Origin of the sequence: Micromonospora sp. NPDC049900 (assembly GCF_044461025.1) — a bacterium.
Taxonomy (GTDB): domain Bacteria; phylum Actinomycetota; class Actinomycetes; order Mycobacteriales; family Micromonosporaceae; genus Micromonospora.
The window spans coordinates 289,690-313,050 of record NZ_JBITKM010000004.1 but is presented as its reverse complement, the minus strand read 5'-3'; the positions used below and the strand labels follow the sequence as shown (position 1 = coordinate 313,050).

Sequence of the window (23,361 nt, the reverse complement as noted above, 5' to 3'; positions counted from 1 at the left end):
TCGTCCCCAGGGTGGCCGCGCCGGTGCTGTCGACAAGGAACGCTACCCGCCGACGGCCGCACCGCTCAGCCGGACAGCACCAGACCCAGGTAGACCAGCGTGGTGACCAGCTCCACGGTGGCGCCGAGCACGTCGCCGGTGATGCCGCCGAGGCGGCGTACCACGTGTCGCAGCAGCCCGGCCGCGACGGCCAGCGCGGCGAGCACGACCAGCGGTCCCTGCCAGGGGCGGTCCGGCACGGCGGGAACCGCCGCCAGCGTCACGGCGACCGTCGCCACGGCCAGCGGGACCGGCCCGACGGTGCCGGCGACCAGCGCGCCGAGCCCGTCCGGGCGGGCCGCCGGGACACCCCGACGGCAGGCCAGCGAGACCCCGAGCCGACCGGCCGCCACCGCCGCCAGCACCGCCGCGAAGGCCGCCGGCCCGGACCGACCGACCACCTCGGCCAGCGCCGCGGCCTGCACCAACAGGACGAGCACCAGGGCGACCACGCCGAACGGCCCGACGTCCGGCTTCTTCATGATCTCCAGCGCGGCCGGGCCACGCCGGTACGACCCGAGCGCGTCCACCGTGTCGGCCAGCCCGTCCAGGTGCAGGCCCCGGGTGAGCAGCGCGCCCGCCGCGACGGTCACCCCGGCGGCGACCAGCGGTGCGGTGACCGCGCCGAGCGACAGCAGCAGAACGCCGAGTGGTACGGCCAGCAGCGCACCGACCACCGGGGCGAGCGCCATCGCCGTACCGGCCGTGGTCCGGTCGATCCGGCCGGTGCGTACCGGCAGGATGGTGAAGGTGGTCAGGGCCAGCCGCGCCCCGTCGCCGAGCCGGGGCTCAGCCGGCACGCGTGCCCTGCTCCGCCGGTTCGGTGCTGGTCGGCCCCGGGCCTGCCGGCTCGGGCTCGCGGAAGTCCGGCTCGTCGGTCTCGGCCGGCGGCTCCGGCTCGTCGGTCTCGACCGGCTCCGGCTCGTTCGCGCCGTCGGGCGACGGGCGGGGCGGCAGCGCGGCGGCCAGCGCCAGCACCGAGCGCAGCAGCGGCAGCACGGTCAGCGCGTTGGCGCCCTCGCCGAGGCCCAGGCGAAGCTGGGTGAGCGGGCTCAGGCCGAGCACGTCGGAGGCCAGCTTGACCGCCGGGTGCCCGCCGTGGTCGGCCAGCATGCACCAGTGCCGGGCCTGTCCGGCCAGGTCCCGGCTGACCAGGCCGGCGGCCACACCGACCGGTCCGTCCAGCAGCACCGGAGTGCGGCGCGCGGTGGCACCCAGCAGGATGCCGGTGGCCACGGCGATGTCCCCACCGCCGAGCTGGGCCAGCACGTCCTTGGCGTCCCGGGAGGCCCGCCGGGTGCGGTGCAGGGCGTCCCGGACGGCCGCACAACGGGCCATCCAGGCCACGTCGTCGATCTCGCCGTCCGCGGTGACCACCCGGCCGAGCACGGCGGGCGCCTCGGCACCGGCCGTCGCGGCCAGCACCGCCGCCGCCGCGGCCTCGGTACCGGCGCCGCACGCCGCCACCACCAGCAGTTGTACGCCCGAGTCCACCGCCTCCTCGGCCAGCCGCCAGCCGTACCGCAGCGCGGCGTCGACCTGCTCGGCGGTGAGCGCCGGGCCGTGCTCGATCGCGGCGGCGGTGGGTGCCGGGACCACCTGCAGGCTCGCCCCGCTCTCGGCGGCCAACCGGGCGAGTACGCCCTGGCCGGCGCGGGCCGCCTCGGCACGCCGGGCCGACTCCCCGGCCGGGGTGCCGGCGGCGCTCCCGCCGTCGTGGTCGCCGTGCAGCAGCAGTACCCGGACCGACTGCCAGGGTGCCGGCGTCGGCGTGCCCTGGGTGGCGGCGGCGAACGAGACGACCTGTTCCAGGACGCCGAGTCCGGCGCCCGGCACGTCGAGCGTGGCCAGCCGCTCCACCGCCTGCGGACCGGCGTAGTCGTCGGGCATCGGCAGTTCCATGCCCGGCTGGATGACCAGACCGGTGTCGGCCACCGGCAGCGTCATGGTGGGTGCGGTCCAGCCGGTGTCGTCGGCGGCCGGGACCGGGGCCGGTGCGGCCGGTGCCGCCGGGGCGCTCACCGGAGGCGAGGCGGGCAGCGGCGCGGCGGGACGCGCGTGGCTCGGGCCGCCCTGTGCGGGTACCGCCGTGCCGTTGACGGCGACGGACGGGCCCGGCGCGGACTCGGTGGCGGTAACCGGGCCGGGTGCGGTCGGCTTCAGCCGGACCGGCTGGCCGGCGACCACCAGCACCACGGCGTCGCAGGCGTCGGCGACGGCCCGGTTGACCGCGCCGAGCGCGTCGGTGAAGGCCCGGCCCAGCGGCGTGGTCGGGACCAGGGAGAGGCCGACCTCGGGACTGACCAGCACCAGCCGTGCCGGGCAGTCCCGGACGGCGGCGGCCAGCTCGGCGACGGTGGCGGTGTCGTCGGCCGGCTGGTGGGCCGGGTCGAGCAGCACGGTGACCCAGCCGCCGAGGTCGTCGACGAGCAACGTCTCGTCCGGCCGTGCGGCGGCGAGCACGTCGGCCAGCCGGCGTGGGTCGTCCGCCGTCTCCTCGGTGCTCCAGGTCGCCGGCCGGCGCTCCCGGTGCGCGGCGATCCGTGCCGCCCACTCCGCGTCGTCGTCGCCTCCGCCGGCGGCGGTGGCCACGTACCGGACCGTGGCCGCGTCGGCCACCAGGGACTCGGCGAACTCCGACTTGCCGGAGCGGATGCCGCCGAGCACCAGGAGCGTGTTCCACCCGTCTAGGGACATGGCTCGTACCTTAACGGCCAGCCGCGCGCGGGCGGCATTCGCAGGGCGGTGCGGCGACGCCTCCCGCGCCAGCTCACCGATGCTCGGGGGACTGGTACATGTAGTCGTTGGGGTTGACGTCCGCCGGCTTCGGGTCCTCCTGCCAGGCACCCTCGCCGGGACGGGCGACCAGGGCGTCGATCAGTTCCTCCCGGTCCATCTCCCGAGCGCCCTCGATACCGCCGTGTACCGCGATGTCGCGAAGCTGTGCCGTGTCCATCTCCGGGATGGGTGTCGTCATCGTCTCGCCTCCGTGAAGATCCGGTTCCTCGGGAGATACCCGGCCCGGCGAGGGTCAACCGCGTGCCGGAGCACCCTCGACCGGCGCCCGTGGTCGGGCGGTCGGCCGTGCGGTACGACTACGCTGGCGCCAGGTCCGTCCCAGCGGGACATCAGCGGCGAGGGGAGACGCGCACATGGCGTGGAGCTGGCGGTACGAGGGCGCGAACGGCGAGTCGGTCGACGGGCCGGGGGAGTCGTTCGGCAGCCAGGCGGACGCCGAGTCCTGGGTCGGCCAGACCTGGCGCGAGCTCGCCGCGTCCGGCGTCACCTCGGTCGCCTTGCTGGAGGACGACCGGGTGGAGTACCGGATGAGCCTGCAACCCCCGGCGGAGTGATGACGCCCCGGGACTCCGAGCCGCTGGTGCTGGGGGTGCCCCGGGCCGCGTTCCGGCCCAGCCCGGTGTTCCTGGCCCTGGTCGCGTTGCTGGTCACCAGCGCACTACTGACCTGGCACGGGGTGGGCAACGTCCGCCTCGCCGTGTTCGGCTTCGTGGTCACCGGCTGGCTGGTGTCGCTCTGTCTGCACGAGTACGCCCACGCCCTGGTCGCGTACCGGTTCGGTGACCGGGGGGTGGCCCACCGCGGCTACCTGACGCTCAACCCGCTCAAGTACAGCCACCCGCTGCTGTCCATCGCGTTGCCGGTGGCGGTGGTGCTGCTCGGCGGCATCGGACTGCCCGGCGGCGCGGTCTGGGTGGACCGGCACGTGATCGCCGGACGACTGCGGCACACCCTGGTCAGCCTTGCCGGCCCGGCCACCAACGTGGTGTTCGCGCTGGTGCTGGTGGCGGTGCTGCGCCTCGGCTCGTCGGGCGGCGGGCCGGTGGAGTTCTGGGCCGCCGTCGCCCTGCTCGCCTTCCTCCAGGTCACCGCCAGCCTGCTCAACCTGCTCCCGGTGCCCGGACTCGACGGCGGCAACATGATCCAGCCGTGGCTGAGCCCGCCCTACCGGCGGATGTACGACCTCTTCGCGCCGTACGGCTTCATCCTGCTGTTCGCGCTGCTCTGGAACCCGACGATCGGCGGCTGGTTCTTCGACGCGGTCTTCGCCATCGGTGACCTCCTGGGCCTGCCGCCCTGGCTCTACGCCACCGGCCTGGACCTGGTCCGCTTCTGGCAGAGCTGAACCGGGGGTCCCGGCCGGGGCAGGTGAACGCCCCGGCCGGAAACGGACCGGATCAGGGGCGCTCGGCCGGGGACTCGGTACGCGCCGGGTCCCGCTCGGTGACCGGCTCCACGATCTCGTCGATCGCCTTGAGCAGACCGGCGTCGAGCTTGACCCCGGCCGCCTTGACGTTGTCGTGCACCTGCTCGGGGCGGGACGCGCCGATGATCGCCGAGGAGACGTTCGGGTTCTGCAGCACCCAGGCGACGGCGAGCTGGGCCATGGTCAGCCCGGCCTGGTCGGCCAGCGGCCGGAGCTGCTGCACCCGGGTCAGCACGTCGTCGGTGAGCCACTTGGCGATGAAGCCCGCGCCGGACTTCTCGTCGGTGGCCCGGGAACCGGCGGGCGGCGGCTGGCCGGGAAGGTACTTGCCGGTGAGGACGCCCTGCGCCATCGGCGACCAGACGATCTGGCCGATGCCCAGCTCCTCGGAGGTCGGTACGACCTCGCTCTCGATGACCCGCCAGAGCATCGAGTACTGCGGCTGGCTGGAGACCAGCGGGATGCGCAGCTCCCGGGCGAGGGCGTGGGCCTCGCGGATCTGCGACGCCTTCCACTCGGAGACCCCGATGTAGTGCGCCTTACCGGCGTGCACGACGTCGGCGAACGCCTCCATCGTCTCTTCCAGCGGCGTGCTGTAGTCGTACCGGTGGGCCTGGTAGAGGTCGACGTAGTCGGTCCGCAGCCGGCGCAGCGACCCGTTGATCGACTCCATGATGTGCTTGCGGGACAGTCCCCGGTCGTTGCGGCCCGGACCGGTGGGCCAGTACACCTTGGTGAAGATCTCCAGGCCCTCGCGCCGCTCCTGCTCCAGCGCCCGGCCGAGGACGTCCTCGGCGCGGGTGCCGGCGTACACGTCGGCGGTGTCGAAGGTGGTGATGCCGGCGTCCAGGGCGGCTCGGACACAGGCGAACGCCGCATCCTCCTCGACCTGCGAGCCATGGGTGATCCAGTTGCCGTACGAGATCTCGCTGACCATCAGGCCGGAGCGGCCCAGGTGTCGGAATTCCATGCCACGACCCTAGCCCCACCGGGGGTGCGAACGGCCAGGGCGATTCTCGACGCACCGGCGGGCGTGGCCGTCCGTCCCCGGTGGCGTGCCGGGCGCGGACGGACCGTGTCCCCGGCGGCGACGGCCGGACCGTCCAGGTCAGAGCGTCGGGCTGGTGTCGCTGAGCAGCCCCTCGATCTCCGCGACGACCTCGTCCGGGTTGCGGAACATCGGATCGATGAGCGACCCGCCGCGCCGGTCCAGCGCGCCCCACTGCCCGACCCCGTTGGTCGCCAGGAACGCCACCGGATGGATCAGCAGCACCGGGTGGGCCGGGGCGACCAGCACCTGACCGGTCCGGTCCACCACGCCCTTGCGCCCGGCCAGGTCGACCACGGCGAGTCCCTCGTCGGTGAAACCGTCGACGTACCGGCCGTCGGCGAGCGTGGTGTGGAAACCGTGGTAGCGGGTCGGCACCACGATCTGCCCGGTGCGGTCGACGGCACCCCATCCGTCGCGGCGGACCGCCGCCACGCCCCGGCGAAACGGTCGCACCTCGGCGAAACCGGGCGGCACCACCACCGCACCCGCGGTGTCCACCGCCAGCCAGCCGCTCTCGTCCCGCACCACCCAGGCCAGCCCGTCGGAGAAGGGCCGGGCCGCCAGGTAGGTCGGTTCGACAACCGTCTCGCCGGTCAGGTCGATCAACGACCACCGGTCGTTCGGCGCGCCGCGTACCCAGGCCAGACCCTCCCGGAACGGCTGGGCCTCGGCGTACCGGGCCGGGACGACCAGGTCACCCTCGCCGTCGGCGTACCCCCACATGCCCTCGTCGCCGTCGCGGGTGGGCACCGGGGGTCGCTCCCGCTCCAGCACCTCGTCCCAACTGCGCGGGTACGGCCCGAAGCCGCTCTCCTCGGCGCGCGCGGCGACCGCGTCCAGCCCGGTGCGTACCCGGGCCAGCAACTCGGCGTCCCCCTCGCCGCGCAGGTCGAGGGCCCGCTCGAAGTGGTGGCACGCCTCCATCAACCGGCCCTGGTCATAGCAGGACCGCGCGGCGTGTTCGTGCAACGCGGCGCGCAACCGGTCCGGCAGCTCCACCGAGTTGGCCTCCGCGAACAACCGGTCGGCCTCGGCGAACTCGCCCCGCCACCGCAACACGTGCGCCAAGCGCGCCTGTGCCAGCGCGGACCGCCGCAGCTCGCCGGTCGCCTCCGCGTAGGTCAGCGCCAACCGGCCGTCGTCCAACGCGTCGTCGAGATCACCGAGGACACGCGACGCCACCGCCCGCAGGCTCAGCAACCGGGCCCGGGACCGGTTGTCCAGGGCGGAGGCGAGCTTGTCGGTGAGCCCCTGCCGGAGTTCCCGCAGTTCCTCCGGATCGTCGACCGTCTCGCGCAGCGTCGTCGGGTCGAGCCGCCAGGGGTAGTGCGTCAGCACCTGCTCCGGGTCGGCCGGTGCCTCGGGCTCCTCCTCCGGCTCCGGCTCGTCCCGCTGTTCCGGCCCGGCCGCTGGTTGCGGCTCGTCCCCCGGCGCTGTCGGGTCGGTGTCCGCCGCCGGCCGGTCGTCGCCAGGCCGGAGGTCGCCGGTCCCGCGCAGGAGGTCGTCGGTGACCGTCGGCGGGGGGCCCGCCGCCGTGGTGCCGATGGTCTGCGGCACTGAGGTGCCCGGGGACGTCTGGCCGTGCGGCGGTGCGGACACCGGCGCGGCCGACGCCGACGGGCCGTCGAGATCCGCGAGGGTCTCCGCCTGCGGCGGGGCGGGCACGGCGGAGACCGGGGCGGCGGGTGGCGCGGAGACCGTCGCTGGCAGACCCCGGTCGGCTGCGTGTGGGCCGGGTGGTGCGGAGACCGGTGCCGACGTGTCGAGGTACGGCGGTGCGGAGATCGGTGCCGGCAGGTCCCGGTCGGCCGAGCGTGGAGCAGGTGGTACGGAGATCGGCGTCGAGAGGTCGAGGGCCGGTGGTGCGGAGACCGGGATGGCGAGCTGCGGAATCCGGTCCGCCGGATCGAGATCGGACGGACTGGCGGCGAACGGCGCGGACGTCTCCGGGAAGACGGGCGCGGACACCGGCCGGTCCGGTGGTCCCGAGACCGGCCGGTCCGGGATTCCGGAGATCGGGCGTGCGGGCGGCCCGGAGACCGGGCGTGCCGGGGCGTCGGTGTCGGAGTGCAACGACGGCGTGGCAAGAGCCGGCGTCGGCGGTCCCGAGACCGGCCGCTCCGTCTCCGTCGGTCCGGCGGCGAACCACGATGGCTCCGGTGCCTCCGGGGAACCGTGACGGGCGGGCCGGTCGGGGGTGACCGCACCGGGACCCGCCGCCCCGAACCATCCCGCGCCGTTCTCGGGCGGCGGCGGGGACGGCGAGTGCGCGGCCGGTTCGGCCGGCGACGGCAGGAAGCGGGTCGGCTTCCGGTCGGCGGGCCGAGGCTCCGGCACGGACCGCTCGACCGGTGGTCGCTCGATGGGCGGGCGTTCGACCGGCGGGCGTACCGGCCCGACAGCCGCCGGCGCGGGCGGTGCGGAGACCGGGCGGTGGCCGGGTGGCCCGCTGACCGGGCGGTGCGCGGGCGGTGCGGAGACCGGACGGACCGGTGGCGGACCGGCGGCGGGCGGTGCCGCCGCGACCGAGGGCGCCGGGCTCGGTGGCGGGGTCGCGACGACCGGCTGGTCGTGCAACGGAGCGGGACGGACCTGGTGCTCGTGCAGCGGCGCCGGGCGTACCTCGTGCTGGTGCAGCGGTGCGGGGCGGACGGTGTCTCCGGTCGGCGCGCGGTTCCCGGCGGCTGCGGCAGGCCGGTCCCGGTTCGGGTCCGGGCGGTCGAGGCGGTCCCGGTCGGGGCGAATGCCGGTGGGCCGGTCGCGGTCGACGTCGTCGGGCCGGTCCGGGACCGCGGCGAGAGGCCGGTCCCGGTGCGTGACGTCGGGCCGACCCCGCTCCGGAGCGGGGGAGACCGGCCGGGCGCGGCCGGCCGCGGGCGACACCGGACGGTCCGAGTCAGGTGCGGGCGACACCGGTCGGTCGGGGACCACCGACAGGTGGGGACGACCGGGCCGGGGCACGTCGCCGTCCGCTGCGGGGGAGACCGGGCGGTCGAGGTCGGGACGCCGCGCGGCCGGGCGGTCCGCCTCGAACCGCTCGGGCCCGGCCGGGGCCGGGAGGTCGGCGCGACGACGCTCGTCCGGCTGGTACCGCTCGGTGTCGGGCTCGGCAGCCGCCGGCCGCTGGTACTCGCGGTGGTCGCGCCCGGTGCTCGGACGCAGCGGCCCCGGCGCGGGCCACGGCAGGTCTCCGCCTGCGGGCGGCTCCGGTCGCGCTGGGTCGGGACGATCCCACTCGTCGCGGGGAGCGCGGATCGGCTCCTCGTCGACGTAGCCGTCCGGGTACGGGGCGCTGTCCGGGTCACCCACGCTGAAGTCGTCGCGGTAGTCGTACCGTTCCACCGCCGGTCTGTCGTCGAACGACGGCTCGCCGGGGTGGCTGCTCCACTGGTAGCGGGGTCGCGAGGAGGATTCGCCGGGCGGTCGGCGGTCGGCGTCCTCGGCCGGTCGACGCGTCGCGGCGGCCCGCCGCCGGTCGTCGTCCGGCTCCGACGTCCAACCGGGTTCCCGACGACTCGCCGGCGAGACGGGTGCGTCCCGGTCCCAGCGCCCGTCGCGCCCCACGGGTTCGGCACGGCGCGGACGCTGGGGGCGGCGGTCGGGGTCGCGCTCGTCCCATGGGTCCGGGCCGCGCCGGGCATAGCGCTCCGGGTCCCGGTCGTCGTGTCGGTCCGGATCCCGGCGGGCGTAACCGTCCCGGTCGTCGCGTCGGTCCGGCTCGCGTCGCGCATAGCGGTCGGGGTCACGTCGGTCGGGGCCGTGTCGGTCAGGGCCGCGCCGGGCGTACCGGTCGGGGTCTCGGTCGTCGCGTCGGTCGGGGTCGCGCCGGGCGTACCGGTCCGGGTCGCGGCCGTCGAGGTCACGTCGGTCGAGGTCACGTCGGTCGGGATCGCGTCGGTCGGGATCGCGGTCGCGCCAATCCGCGTCGCGGCGCTCGGGAGCGTCCCAGCCGCGTCGGTCCGGGTCGCGTCGGTCCGGAGCCCGGCGGTCGTACCGGTCGGCGTCGCGGCGGTCCTCCTCGGGCCGGACGTGACGGTCGGCGTCGTGTCGGGCGTACCGGTCCGGTTCCCGAGGGTCGCGTCGGTCCGGGTCGCGTCGGGCGTAGCGGTCGGGCTCCCGCTGGTCGCGGCGGTCCGGGCCGGGTGGGGCGTACCGGTCGCGTCGCTCCGGGTCCCTGGGCGGGAACCGGTCCGGGTCGCGTTGGTCGCGGCGAGTCGGTGCACCGGCGACACCCTGCGCGCCCGTTTCGGACCAGGTGATCCCGTCCCGTCCGCGTTCGGACCAGCGACCCTCGGCGTCGGGCCGTTCCGGACGCGGACCGGCGGGGGACCGGTCGTACGGTGGCGCGCTGGTGGGTCCGTCGGGGCGTCGGGGCTCCGGGACGTCCTGCCGTCCCGGGCGGCCGTCCGGCTCGTCGTCCCAGGAGCGGCCGACGTACGTGCCGTCGGGTCGGGTCGGGGCGAGTGGTGGCACCTCGGCGCGGCCGACGGCGCTGGACCGGCTGCGGCCGGGTGGCGGCTGGTGGTCGAGGCCGATGTCGCCCGGGTATCGCTGGCCCGGGAACTGGGGTTGCCATTCGGCCGTCGGTTCGAGGACCCAGGAGGGGTCGGCGGGGCCGGGCCACCGGTCGGCGTAGCCGCGACTCATCCGCCGGGCCCGTCGCTGCGGCCGGGACGTCGCCGGGTGGCGGCGCCGGCTGCGGCACGGTGGTCTCGGGGTGGCCCGGCGGGCGGGATGGCACCGGAAGGCACGATCACGGCAGACCACGGGACCGACGTCCGCCCGCTCACGGGCGTGCCCCGGTGGTCGGCTCGCGTCCGCTCGCTCACGCCGATGTCACCTCGTCGGAAATGGTCGCGCTGGGCACCCCCGCAGGCCGGTGAAGTCGCTCGTCCCGGCACCGAATGGCTGCGCATGGAGGGTAGCGGCGCGGGCTCGTTCACCGCCACTGCGGCACCCTCGTCGAACCTAAACGTTATCCTATTGATCAGGACATTTAGGTCTTTGGTCGGGTCGGAATTCCGGCGATCCGCCACCCTTGGTCAACTCGTCGTCGCGCCGCCCGTCGCGGCTCAGGGATGCTCCATCACCAGCACCGCGAAGGTACCCGGCGCGAGGGCCTCGTAGCGGTGCGGGGCGTCGCCGGGGAAGGTCGCGTAGTCTCCCGGGTCGAGTTCCACCTGCTCCTGCTCGGGGCCGCAGCGCAGTCGGCCGGAGCCCACCACCACGTGTTCCACGCTGCGCGGGGTGTGCGGGTCGGCGGTACGCACCCGGCCCGGTTCCAGCTCGATCAGGTACACGTCCCGGCGGGCGTGGGCGGCTCCGGCGGTCAGCAGCGTGCCGACGAAGTCGGCGTGCTCGGAGCGGATGCGGGGGCCGTCGCCGGCCCGGATCACCCGGACCGTGGTGGCCGGCGGCTCGACCAGTCGGCTGAACGGCACGTCGAGCGCCACTCCCAGCGCCCACAGTGTCTCCACGCTGGGGTTGCCGACGCCGGACTCCAGTTGCGACAGCGTCGACTTGGCGATGCCGGCCCGCCGGGCCAGCTCGGTGAGGGAGATGCCCACCCGCCGCCGTTCGTAGCGGAGGGCGGCGGCGATGGTGGCCAACGGGGGAGTGGGTTCGGGGGCCATGGTTCGCTCCGTCGGTCATGCTGTTCTATTTGACGAACATCAGCGGCGTGTTCATCATGATGAACCATGCGTACGCCAGAACGAACACCGGGGGCCGGCGGACTTCGGGACGTCGCCGCCATCGCCGCGGCGATGATCGCCGTGGGCGCCTCGTTCGGCGCGGTCGCCGTGGCGGCCGGAATCCCCGGCTGGGCCACCGTGACCATGTCGGTGCTGGTGTACGCCGGTGGCGCCCAGTTCATGGCGGTCGGGTTGCTGGCCGCCGGCAACCCGGTCGCCGCCGTCTTCGCCGGGCTGCTGCTCAACGCCCGGCACCTGCCGTTCGGGCTGACCCTCGGTGACACGATCGGCCGCCGGTTGCGGCACCGCCTGCTCGGCAGTCACCTGATGACCGACGAGGCGACCGCCTTCACCCTGGCCCGACCGCCCGGTGCGGACCGTCGCCGGGCGTTCTGGCTCGCCGGGGTGCTGCTCTTCCTCGCCTGGAACGTCGGCACCGTGCTCGGCGTGCTGGCCGGCGGGGTGGCCGGTGACCCGGCCGCGCTCGGGCTGGACGCGGCCTTTCCCGCCGGCCTGATCGCCCTGCTGCTGCCCAGCCTGCGTGACCCGGAGACCCGGCGGATGGCGCTGGTCGGTGCCGTGGTGGCGGTACTCACCACGCCGCTGCTCCCTGCCGGACTGCCGGTGCTGCTCGCGTTGGCCGGCCCGGCACTGCTGGCCGTCCGGCGGATCCGGACCGGTCCGACGTCGGCCGACGCGCCGGTGTCCTCGGCGGCGGTCGACGCACCGCAGACCCGTGCGCCGGAGGGTTCCGTGCCGGGCGGCCTGATAGAGAACGCTGCGCCAGGGGACGGCCCGGTACCCGCCGACACGCCGACGGTGGACGCGCCGGGGACCGAGCCGGTGCCGGCCGGGCGAGGGGAGAAGGAGCCGTGCTGATCGCGGCGATCGTGGCGCTGGCCGTCGGGACGTACGCCTTCCGGGTCGCCGGGGTGCTGCTGCGGGACCGGCTCGACCTGCCGGCGTGGGCGCGGCAGTTGTTGCCGGTCGGCGCGGCGGCCCTGCTGGCGGCGCTGGCGGCCACTGCGGCGCTGACCGAGTCGGGCGGGTTCGCCGGTTGGGCCCGCCCGGCGGGGGTGCTGGTCGGGGTGGCGCTGGCCTGGCGGCGCGCGCCGTTCGTGGTGGTGGTCCTCGCCGCCGCCGGCACCGCCGCCGGGCTGCGCCTACTCGGCGTGCCGTGACCGCTGTCGGTCTGCGACGGGAACCTGCCGGAGCGGTCGCCGCCGGGTGGCGGCGACCGTCGGATCAGACCGGGTCGCCGATGGCGACGCGCGGCTCCGGCGTACGCAGCTTGCGGAAGGTGATCGACCGCATGATGGCGTAGAAGTAGAGCGAGCCCATCCGCTGGTCGGTGCGCGGGAAGCGTTCCCGGACCAACTTCTTGATCTTGCGCGAGATGAGCACGGAGTCGATCACCACGCCCAACGCCAACGCGCCCCAGAGCAGGTTGGACGCGAGCCGGATCTCCGGAGGCATCGCCTGGTTGGAGCCGATCAGCACGACCAGCGCGCCGCCGAAGAACCAGGTGCCGACGGTACGCCGGGAGTCGACCACGTTGCGGGCGAGCAGCCGCTCCGGCCCCCGGTCACGGGGGCCGCCCTCACGCCGGAACTCCGCCGACGCCTCGGCCCGCCGCTGGCGACGCAGCGCCTTGGCCTCTTCCTTGCTCAGCGGCTTGGTCGCGCCGGCCGGTCGACGGCCGGTGGTCGGCCGCTTGGGCGTCTCCCGCCCCTTGCTCGGCGTGTAACCACGCGCACGAGTGGACTCCGACTCCTCCTCGGCCGGGGTCTCCGGCTCGGTGACGGGATCGGCGAGGTCGGCGGACTTACGACGAAACAGCGACGGCACGCGGCAAGGGTAGCCAACGCCACGAGCCCGGTGCACATCGCGGGTGCACCGGGCTCGTACGGGAGTGGCCGGGTCAGGGGCGCTCGACGTGCGCGCCGAGGTCGGCGAGCTTCGCCTCGAAGTCCTCGTAGCCCCGGTTGATCAGGTCGACGCCGTACACCCGGGAGGTGCCCTCGGCGGCCAGCGCGGCGATCAGGTGGCTGAAACCGGCCCGCAGGTCGGGGATGACCAGGTCGGCGGCGTGCAGTTTGCTCGGCCCGGCGATCACCGCCGAGTGCTTGAAGTTGCGCCGGCCGAAGCGGCACGGGGTGCCGCCCAGGCAGTCCCGGTAGACCTGGATGTTCGCACCCATGGTGTTGAGCGCCTCGGTGTAGCCCAGCCGCTGCTCGTAGACCGTCTCGTGGACGATCGACAGGCCCCGCGCCTGGGTCAGCGCCACCACCAGGGGCTGCTGCCAGTCGGTCATGAAGCCCGGGTGCACGTCGGTCTCCAGGGCCACCGCGTTCAGCTCGCCGCCCGGGTGCCAGAACCGGATGCCGCCCTCCTGGCCCGGGTGCCCGAGCTTGGGCGGACGGGCGTCGGTCACCTCGTACTCGCCGCCGACCGAGCGGAAGACGTTCAGGAAGGTCATCATGTCGGCCTGCTCGGCACCGAGCACCTCGACGTGACCCCGGGTGGCCAGGGCCGCAGCGGCCCAGCTCGCCGCCTCGATCCGGTCCGGGATCGGCCGGTGGGTGTAGCCGTGCAGCCGGGGCACACCCTGGATCTCGATGACCCGGTCGGTGTGCACCTTGATGATCGCGCCCATCTTCTGCAGGACGCAGATCAGGTCGATGATCTCCGGCTCCACGGCGGCGTTGCGCAGCTCGGTGACGCCCTCGGCCATCACGGCGGTGAGCAGCACCTGCTCGGTCGCGCCGACACTCGGGTAGGGCAGCGAGAACTTCGTGCCGTGCAGGCCGTTCGGGGCGGACAGGTGCAGCCCCTCGGGCGTCTTGTCGACGGTGGCGCCGAACTCCCGCAGTGCCTGGAGGTGGAAGTCGATCGGGCGGGGCCCGATGTGGCAGCCGCCGAGGTCCGGGATGAAGGCGTGCCCGAGACGGTGCAGCAGCGGCCCGCAGAACAGGATCGGGATCCGGCTGGAACCGGCGTGCACGTTGATCTGGTCGGTGCTGGCGCTCTCCACGTTGGCCGGGTCGAAGACCAGCTCGCCGTCCTCGAGACCGTCGGTCACCTTGACGCCGTGCAGCCCGAGCAGACCCCGGACCACCTCCACGTCGCGAATCTTGGGTACGTCGAACAGCCGGCTCGGGCTGTCGCCGAGCAGGGCGGCGACCATCGCCTTGGAAACCAGGTTCTTCGCACCGCGCACGCGGATCCGCCCTTCGAGCGGGGTGCCTCCGTGTACGACCAGGACGTCGTCGGTCAACGCAACCTCCAGCGCGTGCGTGCTGCCGTATCGATGTGGGTCACCGCGGGTGGCTACCCACGGCGCGGTCGCGGCCAAACGCACACGCCCGCGGTGTCTCGTCCGCCCGGCAGCATAGCCCTCTGTGATGAGAATGGATCCGGTCACACTACCCCTGGGGGCATTTATCGGTGATCCGGCACTTTTGTGTACGGCAATGGTTGCCGAGAGTGATCAGGAGCCCGGTAGTGCGAGCATCTGGTCCAGCGCCACCCGCGCGTGGTGCGCGGTGTCGGCGTCGACGGTGATCCGGTTGACCACCCGACCGGCGACCAGCTCCTCCAGCGCCCACACCAGGTGCGGCAGATCGATGCGGTTCATCGTCGAGCAGTAGCAGACGGCCTTGTCCAGGAACATGATCTGCTTGTCCGGGTGTGCCAGCGCGAGCCGGCGGACCAGGTTCAGCTCGGTGCCGACCGCCCAGGCCGAACCGGCCGGCGCCGCCTCGATCGTACGGATGATGTACTCCGTCGAACCGACCAGGTCGGCGGCGGTGACCACCTCGTGCCGGCACTCCGGGTGCACCAGCACGTTCACCCCGGGCACCCGCTCGCGGACGTCGTTGACGCTGTCGAGGGTGAACCGGCCGTGCACCGAACAGTGCCCCCGCCACAGGATCATCCGCGCGTCGCGAAGCTGCTCGGGCGTCAGCCCACCACCCGGCTTGTGCGGGTCGTAGAGCACGCAGTCGTCCAGCGTGAAGCCCATCTCCAACACCGCCGTGTTGCGGCCCAGGTGCTGGTCGGGCAGGAAGAGCACCTTCTCGCCCTGCTGGTACGCCCAGTGCAGGGCCCGCTCGGCGTTCGACGAGGTGCAGACCACCCCGCCGTTGCGGCCGACGAACCCCTTGATGTCGGCCGACGAGTTCATGTAGGTCACCGGGACCGTCTGCGCCGCGATGCCCAGCTCGGTCAGGACGTCCCACGCGCTCTCGACCTGCGGCAGCGCGGCCATGTCCGCCATCGAGCAGCCGGCGGCCAGGTCCGGCAGGATCACCTGCTGCGCGTCCGAGGTGAGGATGTCGGCGCTCTCGGCCATGAAGTGCACGCCGCAGAAGACGATGTACTCCGCGTCCGGCCGGGCCGCGGCCTCGCGGGCCAGCTTGAACGAGTCACCGGTCACGTCGGCGAACTGGATAACCTCGTCACGCTGGTAGTGGTGCCCCAGCACGAAGACCCGGTCACCGAGCGCGGCCTTGGCCGCCGCCGCCCGGGACACCAGATCGGGGTCGCTCGGTGCCGGCAGGTCACCCGGACACTCCACGCCACGCTCGGTGGCGGGATCGCTGCCACGGCCGAGAAGCAGCAGCGCAGTCGCGGTGTTGGAGGGCTCAACCCAGGTCGACGTCACGCTGACCATGGTCCCACAGCATGACCAGCGTGCCGCCCGAGCCGGTGTGGGCTGCCACACTGCCAGGCATGCGCGTACTGCTCTGTCCGGACAAGTTCGCCGGCACGCTGCCGGCCCCCGAGGTCGCCGCCGCGGTGGCCGACGGCTGGCGGGAGATCGCACCCGGCGATGATCTGCTGGTCAGGCCGTTGGCCGACGGCGGGCCGGGCTTCCTCGACGTACTCGCCGGTGCGCTGTCCGGTCGGCGGGTGCCGGTGCCGACGACCGATCCGCGGGGCCGTGCCGTGCCCGGTGAGATCCTGCTCACCGACGACGGCGCGACCGCCTGGCTGGAGAGCGCCCAGGCGTGCGGACTGCACCTGCTCGACCCCGCCGAACGGGACCCCAGGGCCACCACGTCGTACGGACTGGGCCAGTTGATCGGCGCCGCCGTCGAGGCGGGCGCCCGGACGGTGGTCGTCGGGCTGGGCGGCTCCGGCACCAACGACGGCGGCGCCGGGATGATCACCGCGTTGGGCGCCGTGCCGCTGGACGACACCGGCAACGCCCTGCCGTACGGCGGTGCCGCGCTGGCCGCCGCCGCCACGCTCGACGGGGCGCCCCGGCTGCGCGACGTACGCCTCATCGCCGCCACCGACGTCGACAACCCGCTGCTCGGGCTGCACGGCGCGAGCAACGTGTTCGGGCCGCAGAAGGGCGCCGACCGCGCCGACGTGCTGCTGCTCGACGCCGCGCTCGGACGCTGGGCCGAGGTGCTCGAACGCGACCTGCCGGGCTGCCCGAGCGGGCTCGGCGCGCTGCCCGGTGGCGGCGCGGCCGGTGGCGTCGGCGCCGCGCTGCTGGCCCTCGGCGGCCGGTGCGAATCCGGGATCGGACTGGTCAGCCGCGCGATCGGGCTGGAGACCGTGCTCGACGAGGTCGACCTGGTCGTCACCGGCGAGGGCAAGTTCGACCACCAGTCGCTGCGCGGCAAGGTGGTGGCCGGGGTGGCGGGCGCCGCCCGGGACCGGGGCGTACCGTGCGTCGTACTCGCCGGCCAGGTCAGCACCGGGCGGCGCGAGGCGGCGTCGGTCGGCGTGACCGACGCGTACAGTCTGGTGGAGCACTTCGGCGGCGAGGAACGCGGCGGCCTGGCGGCGGCGATGGAACGACCGGCCCAGGGGCTGCGGGAACTCGGCTCCCGCCTGGCGAGGCAGTGGAGTCGCTGACCTCCGGTCGTCCCCGGCGTGGCCCCGGTGTCCGGCCCGCCCCGGAGGAGCTGGTCACGCTGCCGGGTCACCCGGCGCTCGGCGGCCTACAATCAGAAGCTGGACCGCTGTGGGAATCGCTGACCGGCGAACGACGTTGGCCAGGGGAAGACCACTTCTTCGAACGCGCGCAGGGAGAATTCCACGTGACCACGCCAGCGCAGACCGAGTCGACCGAGGCCAAGGCCCCCACGTCCGTCGTCCTCACCGACGTCGCGGCGCAGAAGGTCAAGGCCCTGATCGAGCAGGAAGGCCGCGACGACCTGCGGCTCCGCGTCGCCGTGCAGCCGGGTGGCTGCTCCGGCCTGCGGTATCAGCTCTTCTTCGACGAGCGTTCGCTCGACGGTGACGTCGTGACCGACTACGACGGTGTCGAGGTGGTCGTCGACCGGATGAGCGCCCCGTACCTGACCGGCGCCACCATCGACTTCGCCGACCGGATCGACGCCCAGGGCTTCACCATCGACAACCCCAACGCAGGCAACTCCTGCGCCTGCGGCGACTCCTTCAGCTGAGTCTCGACGCCCCGACGGCGGGACGGCCCAAGAGGGCCGTCCCGCCGCCGCACCCCCCCGCGCTCCCGCCTGCCGGCGGTGATCAAGAGGTTTTGGTCGTGTGGGGGCCGGTGGGAGGGCGAAAACCCCTTGATCAACCTCGCCGGTCGGGGGTAGGTGGGCGGTGGGGGGGGAGGTTGGGCGGGCTGGTCGCTCGGCGGGCGTGGTGCCGGTAGGCTGACCGCGCCCTGATCCCGACCCCGAGGGTTGACATGAAGATCGCCGTGACCGGCTCGATCGCCACCGACCACCTGATGAGCTTCCCGGGCCGGTTCGCCGACCAGCTCATCGCCGACCAGCTACACAAGGTCTCGCTCTCCTTCCTGGTGGACGACCTGGTGCTGCGCCGGGGCGGAGTGGCGGCGAACATCGCGTTCGGGATGGGGCAGCTCGGCCTGCGCCCGGTGCTGCTCGGAGCCGTCGGCGCCGACTTCGCCGACTACCGCTCCTGGCTGGAGCGGCACGGGGTGGACTGCGACTCGGTGCACGTCAGCGAGGTGGCGCACACCGCCCGCTTCGTCTGCACCACCGACACCGACATGTGCCAGATCGCCTCCTTCTACGCCGGTGCGATGAGCGAGGCGCGCAACATCGAGCTGCACCCCGTCGCGCAGCGGCTCGGCGGGCTGGACCTGGTCCTGGTCGGTGCGAACGACCCGGCGGCGATGCTGCGCCACTCCGCCGAGTGCCGCGAGCGCGGCTACCGGTTCGCCGCCGACCCGTCCCAGCAACTCGCCCGGATGGAGGGTGAGGACGTGGTGGCGCTCATCGACGGCGCCGAGTACCTGATGACCAACGACTACGAGAAGTCGCTGTTGCAGAGCAAGGCCGGGCTGAGCGACGCGCAACTGCTGGACCGGGTCCGGATCCGGGTCACCACGCTGGGCAAGGAGGGGGTGGAGATCGCCGGGCGGGACTTCGCGCCGATCCACGTGCCGATCGCCCGCGAGGCCCAGGCGATCGACCCCACCGGCGTCGGCGACGGTTTCCGCGCCGGCTTCTTCACCGCGCTCTCCTGGGGCGTCGGTCTGGAGCGTGCCGCGCAGGTCGGCTCGCTGCTGGCCGCGCTGGTGCTGGAGACCGTCGGCACCCAGGAGTACCAGGTACGCCGCGACCTGTTCGTCAAGCGCCTCGCCGAGTCGTACGGCGACGAGGCCGCCGACGAGGTCCGCCCGCACCTGCTGCCCTGACCGTCGCACGGTCGCGTTGTTAGCAGGGGACCCCTGCTATGCACGAGGCGTTAATAAGGTGCCCTTCCTTTCACAGCGACCGGCGGACGTCGTACCCGGGGCCGGGTGCGCTTCCCAGGAACTCCTGTTGGCGCATCCGGCACCAGGCGGGGATGTCCACCGCCGCCGCCGGATCGTCGGCGAGGACGCGGATCACGGCGCCGACGGGTAGGGACGGCAGCCGGCGGGCCAGCGCGATCACCGGCAGCGGGCATCGCTGACCGAGACAGTCGAGTACCTCGTCGGGGGTGGTCACAGCCCCACCACCCCCGCCTCGGCCCGCAGGTCGGCCACGATCTGCGGCAACTCGGCGAGGAAGCGGTCCACGTCCGCCTCGGTGGTGCCCCGGTGCAGTGAGACCCGCACGTTGCCGTGGGACAGCACCCCCATCGCCTCCAACACGTGCGACGGGCGCAGCGTCGACGAGGTGCAGGACGAACCGGACGACACGGCGAAACCCCGCCGGTCCAGCGCGTGCAGCAGCGCCTCGCCGTCGACGTAGAGGCAGGAGAAGGTCACCAGGTGCGGCAGCCGGCGCACGGGGTCGCCGACCACCTCCACATCCGGCACGTCGGCCGCCACCCGGGCCCGGATCCGGTCCACCAGCGGCGCCATCCGGGCCGCCTCGGCGTCGGCGTCGGCCGCCGCCGCGCGCAGGCTCGCCGCCGCCGCGACCACCGCCGGCAGATTGACCGTGCCGGGCGTACGCCCCGACTCGTGCTCGTCCGACGGCCACGGCGACTCCCAGCGGGTGCCCTTGCGGACAGCCAGCAGCCCGACGCCGGGCGGCCCGCCCCACTTGCGGGCGCTCGCGGTCAGCACCGACCAGCCGGCCGGCACCGGCATCCGCCCCACCACCTGGGCGGCGTCGACGCACAGCGGCACCCCCGCCTCGGCGCAGGCCGCCGCCGCGTCCTCGACCGGTTGCACGGTGCCCACCTCGTGGCTGGCGGCGATCAGCGCGGCCAACGCCACCCCGGGCCCGGCCACCGCCGCCGACCAGGCGTCCAGATCCAGCCGGCCGGACCGGTCGACCGGGACCTCGGTGGTGGTGCCGCCGCGCGCCACGTGCTGCTCGGCGGCGTGCAGCACCGCCGAGTGCTCGATCGCCGAGTGCACCAACCTCGCCCCGACACGTCGCCGACCAGCCAGGCCACCCAGCACGGCGGCGTGCGCCGCGCTCGTGCCGCTGGGGGTGAAGGAGAGTTCGTCGGGGCGTACGCCGAGGGTGTCCGCCGTCGCCTCGCGCGCGGCGTCGAGCAACTGGCGGGCGCGGCGGGCCTGGGTGTAGAGCCGATCCGGGTCGGCCCATCCGTCGTCGAGGGCGGCCAGCAGCGCCTGCCGGGCGACCGGATGCAGCGGCGCGGCGGTGGCCGCGTCCAGATAGACCGGGGAAGGAATCACGTCTGCCCACGCTATCGCCTCGGTCCGCGCAAGATCCCCCGTCCAGGGCCGAGACTGACCCCAACCGGGTCGAGCCCGTCATGGTCGAGTAATCTGCGACCGTCGGTGACGCCTTTGCCGCTGGTGTGGCGGCTCCGCTGGGCGGAGCCGGCCGGACCGAGGAAGCACCGCGGCGCGCTAGGGAGGCAGGACCAGGTGGTCGCAAGGAGTTCGGAGGTACGGCCGACGGCCGTACGGCGCAGCGCATCCCCGGGAGCCGTCGGGCGTCGGGGGCGTCGTGTCGGGCGTCTTGCCGGGCTCGGCTTCGGCGGGGCGGCGCTGCTGGTCCTGCTCACGGGTTGTGACGTCGGCGCGGCGTTCGGCGGCTTCGGCTGGCCCCAGGGCGGCATCACGCCGGAGTCCCGGCGGATGTACGACCTGTGGATCGCCTCGTGCATCGCCGCGCTGGTGGTCGGCGTCTTCGTCTGGGGCCTGATCTTCTGGTGCGTGGTGCGTTACCGCAAGCGCGGCAACGAGCTGCCCGTGCAGACCCGCTACAACCTGCCGATGGAGTTCCTCTACACCATCGCCCCGGTGCTGGTCGTGGCCGTGCTCTTCTACTACACCGCGGTCGTGCAGACCGACGTGGTGAAGACCACCAACAACCCCGACGTGACCGTCGAGGTCGTCGCCTTCAAGTGGAACTGGCAGTTCAACTACCGCGACGGCCAGGGCGTGGACGCCAACACGACCGCCTCGGTGCTCGGCACCAGCGAGGTCATCCCGATCCTGGTGCTGCCGAGCAACCGGTCCATCCGGTTCGAGGAGACCAGCCGCGACGTCATCCACTCCTTCTGGGTGCCGGAGATGCTGTTCAAGCGGGACGTGATGCCGGGCAGCATCCGCAACGTCTTCGAGGTCTCCTCGCTGGAGTCCGAGGGCGCGTACGTGGGCCGCTGCGCCGAACTGTGCGGCAGCTACCACGCCTTCATGAACTTCGAGCTGCGGGTCGTCTCGCCGGAGAACTTCGACCGGTTCCTCGCGGCCAAGCAGGACGGGGCGTCGACCCAGGACGCGCTGACCTCGATCGGCGAGGAGCCGTACGCGGTGACCACCAAGCCGTTCGAGACGCGCCGCACCCAGGACAACTTCAACCAGGCCACCACGGCCGGCGCGGGAAGCTGAGGTAACCCCCGATGAAGACCGAGTGGCGCATCTTCCTGATCATCGCGGCGTTCCTGCTCTTCGCGACGTTCCTCTACGGCGGCTGGACCTGGGCCGACTCGGACGGCCGGGTCGAGTGGATCGGCACCGTGGCCCTGCTGCTGTCGTTCCTGCTCTGCTCGATGTGCGGCGGCTTCTTCTGGTTCGTCTCCCGCCGGATCGACCTGCGTCCCGAGGACCGTCCCGACGGTGAGATCGCCGACGGCGCGGGCGAGATCGGCTTCTTCAGCCCCGGCAGCTACTGGCCGTTCGGGCTGGCCCTGTCCGCCGCCATCGCCGGCCTCGGCCTGGTGTTCTGGCAGCTCTGGCTGCTCGTCGCCGGCATGGTGGCGGTGGTCTTCGCCACCTGCGGCCTGCTGTTCGAGTACTACAGCGGCACCCGGCGCACCGCCGAGCACTGACCGGCACCCCGACCTGCGGCGAAGCCCGCCTCCCTCCGGGGGAGGCGGGCTTTCCCGTGTCCCGTGGCCGCTGTTCACCCTCATGATCCGCACAACTTCTCGGATAGTGCTGTGCGCCGGGCTGGAGTGCGTGGCGTGCGGGTGGTGCGTCAGGCGAGGCGGCGGCGTGGGGGTGTGTCAGGCGGCGTGGCGCGGGCGGACCGTCCGGCGGACGGGCGGGGTGGCACGCGCGAGCGAGGCGTAGGGGGCGACGAGGATCGCCGTGCCGCACCCGGTGCAGAGGAGTTCGGGACAGTCGGGGCCGTGGCCGTCGGCACAGGGCGGCGTCTCGAAGGCGCGGATGTCGTCGCAGGTCTCACAGTGCAGCTCACGTACCAACATGGGCGTCTCCTCCCGCGCGTGCCGCCGGCGGCGTGTGGCGAACTACTCGCCTGTAGTTTTCCACGGCCGTGCGACAGCCCGCGCACGCGGAGGCGCCGGACGGGACGGCGGAGCCTGCGCGGCGACCGGCCCTGACGGGGGGCGGGTCAGGCGGTGGCGACCTCGATCCAGCGGTCGAGCGTACGGGCGGCGGTGCCGGAGTCGATCGACTCGGTGGCCCGGGCCAGGCCGGCGCGCAGGGCGTCGGTCAGGTCGCCGTCCAGCGGGCCCTGGGTGGCCAGCGCGGCGGCGGCGTTGACCAGCACGGCGTCGCGTACCGGGCCGGGTTCACCGGCGAGCAGCCGACGGGCCACGTCGGCGTTGTGGGCGGCGTCGCCGCCACGCAGGTCACTGAGGGCGGCCCGGGGTATCCCGAGGTCCGTGGCGTCCACCACGGTCTCCCTGACGGTGCCGCCCTGCGCGATCCAGAAGCGGGTGGGCGCGGCGGTGGTGAACTCGTCCAGGCCGTCCTCGCCCCGCATCACGACCACCGAGTCGCCCCGGGCGGCGAAGACGGCGGCCATCACCGGTGCCATGGTCGAGTCGAAGCAGCCGACGGCACCGGCGCGGGGGCGGGCCGGGTTGGTGAGCGGGCCGAGGAAGTTGAAGGCGGTGGGTACGCCCAGCTCGCGGCGGACCGGACCGGCGTGCCGCATGCCGGGGTGGAAGCGGGCGGCGAAGCAGAAGCCGATACCGGCTTGCTCGACGCAGCGGGCTACCCCCTCGGGACCGAGGTCCAGCGGGATGCCGAGGAACTCCAGCAGGTCGGCGGTGCCGCAGGAGGACGAGGCGGCCCGGTTGCCGTGCTTGACGACGCGTACGCCGGCTCCGGCGACCACCAGGGCGGTCATCGTGGAGATGTTCACGGTGTGCGCCAGGTCACCACCGGTGCCGACCACGTCCAGCGCGGTGGCGCGTACCTCCTCGGGCAGCTCGACCGGGACGGCCTGGCCGAGCATCGCCTCCACCAGCCCGGTCACCTCGGCCGGTGTCTCGCCCTTGGCACGTAGCGCCACGGCGAAGCCGGCGATCTGGGCCGGCGCGGCCGAGCCGGACATGATCTCGCCCATCGCCCAGGCGGTGTCGGCGGCGGAGAGTTCCTCGCCGCGCAGCAGCGCGGTGAGCAGGTGTGGCCAGGTCCGATCGCCCATGACGGGCCTCCCGAGCAGACGAGTGCGGGTGGGACGGGACCGGCGCCGGCTCGCCCGGCGCCGTGGCGGTGCCGGAGT

Annotated in this window: 22 protein-coding genes; 9 read left to right on the top strand and 13 right to left on the bottom strand. The window is 73.9% G+C overall.

Annotation, left to right across the window (positions count from 1 at the left end):
* Positions 1–65 precede the first annotated feature (65 nt).
* From ACIBMZ_RS13070 to ACIBMZ_RS13060, 3 genes are all read right to left on the bottom strand, one after another.
* Entirely contained in the window at positions 66–839 is a 774-nt protein-coding gene (locus ACIBMZ_RS13070) for an adenosylcobinamide-GDP ribazoletransferase (RefSeq protein WP_396693210.1), read from the bottom strand.
* Entirely contained in the window at positions 829–2,736 is a 1,908-nt protein-coding gene (gene cobU / locus ACIBMZ_RS13065; protein WP_396693208.1) for a bifunctional adenosylcobinamide kinase/adenosylcobinamide-phosphate guanylyltransferase, read from the bottom strand. The genes ACIBMZ_RS13070 and cobU overlap by 11 nt, the downstream gene beginning before the upstream one ends.
* 73 nt (positions 2,737–2,809) lie before the next feature.
* Positions 2,810–3,016 carry a hypothetical protein gene (locus ACIBMZ_RS13060; RefSeq protein WP_396693206.1) on the bottom strand — a complete coding sequence of 69 codons (207 nt, stop codon included), beginning with the start codon at positions 3,014–3,016 and terminating at the stop codon, positions 2,810–2,812.
* Between the two features lie 175 nt (positions 3,017–3,191).
* Here ACIBMZ_RS13060 and ACIBMZ_RS13055 point away from each other — a divergent pair, with 175 nt between their 5' ends.
* Both ACIBMZ_RS13055 and ACIBMZ_RS13050 read left to right on the top strand, forming a co-directional pair.
* A complete protein-coding gene (locus ACIBMZ_RS13055) occupies positions 3,192–3,392 on the top strand; it encodes a hypothetical protein (protein WP_396693204.1) in 201 nt (66 codons plus the stop codon).
* A complete protein-coding gene (locus ACIBMZ_RS13050; RefSeq protein ID WP_396693202.1) occupies positions 3,392–4,183 on the top strand; it encodes a site-2 protease family protein in 792 nt (263 codons plus the stop codon). Before ACIBMZ_RS13055 ends, ACIBMZ_RS13050 begins: the two co-directional genes overlap by 1 nt.
* A gap of 52 nt (positions 4,184–4,235) precedes the next feature.
* Here ACIBMZ_RS13050 and ACIBMZ_RS13045 read toward each other — a convergent pair whose 3' ends face one another.
* The 3 genes from ACIBMZ_RS13045 to ACIBMZ_RS13035 all read right to left on the bottom strand — a co-directional run bounded on the left by ACIBMZ_RS13045 (position 4,236) and on the right by ACIBMZ_RS13035 (position 10,948).
* A complete protein-coding gene (locus tag ACIBMZ_RS13045; protein ID WP_396693200.1) occupies positions 4,236–5,234 on the bottom strand; it encodes an aldo/keto reductase family protein in 999 nt (332 codons plus the stop codon).
* Positions 5,235–5,372: 138 nt separating this feature from the next.
* A complete protein-coding gene (locus ACIBMZ_RS13040) occupies positions 5,373–9,962 on the bottom strand; it encodes a WG repeat-containing protein (RefSeq protein ID WP_396693198.1) in 4,590 nt (1,529 codons plus the stop codon).
* Between the two features lie 425 nt (positions 9,963–10,387).
* The gene (locus ACIBMZ_RS13035) at positions 10,388–10,948 is read right to left on the bottom strand and encodes a helix-turn-helix domain-containing protein (protein WP_396693196.1); all 561 of its coding nucleotides are present in this window, start codon (positions 10,946–10,948) and stop codon (positions 10,388–10,390) included.
* 66 nt (positions 10,949–11,014) lie between these two features.
* Here ACIBMZ_RS13035 and ACIBMZ_RS13030 point away from each other — a divergent pair, with 66 nt between their 5' ends.
* Positions 11,015–11,887, top strand: coding sequence for an AzlC family ABC transporter permease (locus tag ACIBMZ_RS13030; protein ID WP_396693194.1), 873 nt, complete (start codon positions 11,015–11,017; stop codon positions 11,885–11,887).
* Positions 11,881–12,189, top strand: a complete 309-nt coding sequence (locus tag ACIBMZ_RS13025; RefSeq protein ID WP_396693192.1) for an AzlD domain-containing protein — start codon at positions 11,881–11,883, stop codon at positions 12,187–12,189. The genes ACIBMZ_RS13030 and ACIBMZ_RS13025 overlap by 7 nt, the downstream gene beginning before the upstream one ends.
* Positions 12,190–12,253: 64 nt before the next feature.
* On the opposite strand, the gene ACIBMZ_RS13020 is transcribed toward ACIBMZ_RS13025, so the two are convergent.
* From ACIBMZ_RS13020 to nadA, 3 genes are all read right to left on the bottom strand, one after another.
* Entirely contained in the window at positions 12,254–12,856 is a 603-nt protein-coding gene (locus ACIBMZ_RS13020) for a DUF3043 domain-containing protein (RefSeq protein WP_396693191.1), read from the bottom strand.
* A gap of 73 nt (positions 12,857–12,929) precedes the next feature.
* Complete coding sequence (gene murA / locus ACIBMZ_RS13015; RefSeq protein ID WP_396693189.1) at positions 12,930–14,285, bottom strand: UDP-N-acetylglucosamine 1-carboxyvinyltransferase; 1,356 nt, start codon at positions 14,283–14,285, stop codon at positions 12,930–12,932.
* A gap of 213 nt (positions 14,286–14,498) precedes the next feature.
* Positions 14,499–15,674 carry a quinolinate synthase NadA gene (gene nadA, locus ACIBMZ_RS13010; protein WP_396693187.1) on the bottom strand — a complete coding sequence of 392 codons (1,176 nt, stop codon included), beginning with the start codon at positions 15,672–15,674 and terminating at the stop codon, positions 14,499–14,501.
* 68 nt (positions 15,675–15,742) lie between these two features.
* Between nadA and ACIBMZ_RS13005 the strand changes: the two genes are divergently transcribed.
* The 3 genes from ACIBMZ_RS13005 to ACIBMZ_RS12995 all read left to right on the top strand — a co-directional run bounded on the left by ACIBMZ_RS13005 (position 15,743) and on the right by ACIBMZ_RS12995 (position 18,665).
* Positions 15,743–16,882 carry a glycerate kinase gene (locus ACIBMZ_RS13005; RefSeq protein WP_396693185.1) on the top strand — a complete coding sequence of 380 codons (1,140 nt, stop codon included), beginning with the start codon at positions 15,743–15,745 and terminating at the stop codon, positions 16,880–16,882.
* A gap of 185 nt (positions 16,883–17,067) precedes the next feature.
* Positions 17,068–17,436: an iron-sulfur cluster insertion protein ErpA gene (gene erpA, locus ACIBMZ_RS13000; protein ID WP_007072244.1), complete on the top strand. Its 369-nt coding sequence runs from the start codon at positions 17,068–17,070 to the stop codon at positions 17,434–17,436.
* A 251-nt stretch (positions 17,437–17,687) separates the two neighbouring features.
* The gene (locus tag ACIBMZ_RS12995; RefSeq protein ID WP_396693183.1) at positions 17,688–18,665 is read left to right on the top strand and encodes a carbohydrate kinase family protein; all 978 of its coding nucleotides are present in this window, start codon (positions 17,688–17,690) and stop codon (positions 18,663–18,665) included.
* A gap of 70 nt (positions 18,666–18,735) precedes the next feature.
* Here ACIBMZ_RS12995 and ACIBMZ_RS12990 read toward each other — a convergent pair whose 3' ends face one another.
* A complete protein-coding gene (locus ACIBMZ_RS12990) occupies positions 18,736–18,960 on the bottom strand; it encodes a sulfurtransferase TusA family protein (protein WP_396693181.1) in 225 nt (74 codons plus the stop codon).
* Positions 18,957–20,108 (bottom strand): cysteine desulfurase family protein, encoded by a 1,152-nt coding sequence (locus ACIBMZ_RS12985; RefSeq protein WP_396693179.1) that lies wholly within the window; start codon positions 20,106–20,108, stop codon positions 18,957–18,959. Before ACIBMZ_RS12985 ends, ACIBMZ_RS12990 begins: the two co-directional genes overlap by 4 nt.
* A 195-nt stretch (positions 20,109–20,303) precedes the next feature.
* Between ACIBMZ_RS12985 and coxB the strand changes: the two genes are divergently transcribed.
* On the top strand, positions 20,304–21,272 hold the full coding sequence (gene coxB, locus ACIBMZ_RS12980) for a cytochrome c oxidase subunit II (RefSeq protein WP_396693177.1): 969 nt from the start codon (positions 20,304–20,306) through the stop codon (positions 21,270–21,272).
* Between the two features lie 11 nt (positions 21,273–21,283).
* Positions 21,284–21,712, top strand: a complete 429-nt coding sequence (locus tag ACIBMZ_RS12975) for a cytochrome c oxidase subunit 4 (RefSeq protein WP_396693175.1) — start codon at positions 21,284–21,286, stop codon at positions 21,710–21,712.
* A gap of 177 nt (positions 21,713–21,889) precedes the next feature.
* Here ACIBMZ_RS12975 and ACIBMZ_RS12970 read toward each other — a convergent pair whose 3' ends face one another.
* A complete protein-coding gene (locus tag ACIBMZ_RS12970) occupies positions 21,890–22,093 on the bottom strand; it encodes a hypothetical protein (protein ID WP_396693173.1) in 204 nt (67 codons plus the stop codon).
* Positions 22,094–22,239: 146 nt separating this feature from the next.
* On the bottom strand, positions 22,240–23,283 hold the full coding sequence (trpD, locus tag ACIBMZ_RS12965) for an anthranilate phosphoribosyltransferase (RefSeq protein WP_396693171.1): 1,044 nt from the start codon (positions 23,281–23,283) through the stop codon (positions 22,240–22,242).
* Between the last annotated feature and the right edge of the window lie 78 nt (positions 23,284–23,361).

Coding starts and splice junctions, on each gene's coding strand:
- cobU (WP_396693208.1), bottom strand. CDS start 2,736: ATGTCCCTAGACGGGTGGAACACGCTCCTGGTGCTCGGCGGCATCCGC.
- ACIBMZ_RS13060 (WP_396693206.1), bottom strand. CDS start 3,016: ATGACGACACCCATCCCGGAGATGGACACGGCACAGCTTCGCGACATC.
- ACIBMZ_RS13055 (WP_396693204.1), top strand. CDS start 3,192: ATGGCGTGGAGCTGGCGGTACGAGGGCGCGAACGGCGAGTCGGTCGAC.
- ACIBMZ_RS13050 (WP_396693202.1), top strand. CDS start 3,392: ATGACGCCCCGGGACTCCGAGCCGCTGGTGCTGGGGGTGCCCCGGGCC.
- ACIBMZ_RS13045 (WP_396693200.1), bottom strand. CDS start 5,234: ATGGAATTCCGACACCTGGGCCGCTCCGGCCTGATGGTCAGCGAGATC.
- ACIBMZ_RS13040 (WP_396693198.1), bottom strand. CDS start 9,962: ATGAGTCGCGGCTACGCCGACCGGTGGCCCGGCCCCGCCGACCCCTCC.
- ACIBMZ_RS13035 (WP_396693196.1), bottom strand. CDS start 10,948: ATGGCCCCCGAACCCACTCCCCCGTTGGCCACCATCGCCGCCGCCCTC.
- ACIBMZ_RS13030 (WP_396693194.1), top strand. CDS start 11,015: ATGCGTACGCCAGAACGAACACCGGGGGCCGGCGGACTTCGGGACGTC.
- ACIBMZ_RS13005 (WP_396693185.1), top strand. CDS start 15,743: ATGCGCGTACTGCTCTGTCCGGACAAGTTCGCCGGCACGCTGCCGGCC.
- ACIBMZ_RS12995 (WP_396693183.1), top strand. CDS start 17,688: ATGAAGATCGCCGTGACCGGCTCGATCGCCACCGACCACCTGATGAGC.
- ACIBMZ_RS12975 (WP_396693175.1), top strand. CDS start 21,284: ATGAAGACCGAGTGGCGCATCTTCCTGATCATCGCGGCGTTCCTGCTC.
- ACIBMZ_RS12970 (WP_396693173.1), bottom strand. CDS start 22,093: ATGTTGGTACGTGAGCTGCACTGTGAGACCTGCGACGACATCCGCGCC.
- trpD (WP_396693171.1), bottom strand. CDS start 23,283: ATGGGCGATCGGACCTGGCCACACCTGCTCACCGCGCTGCTGCGCGGC.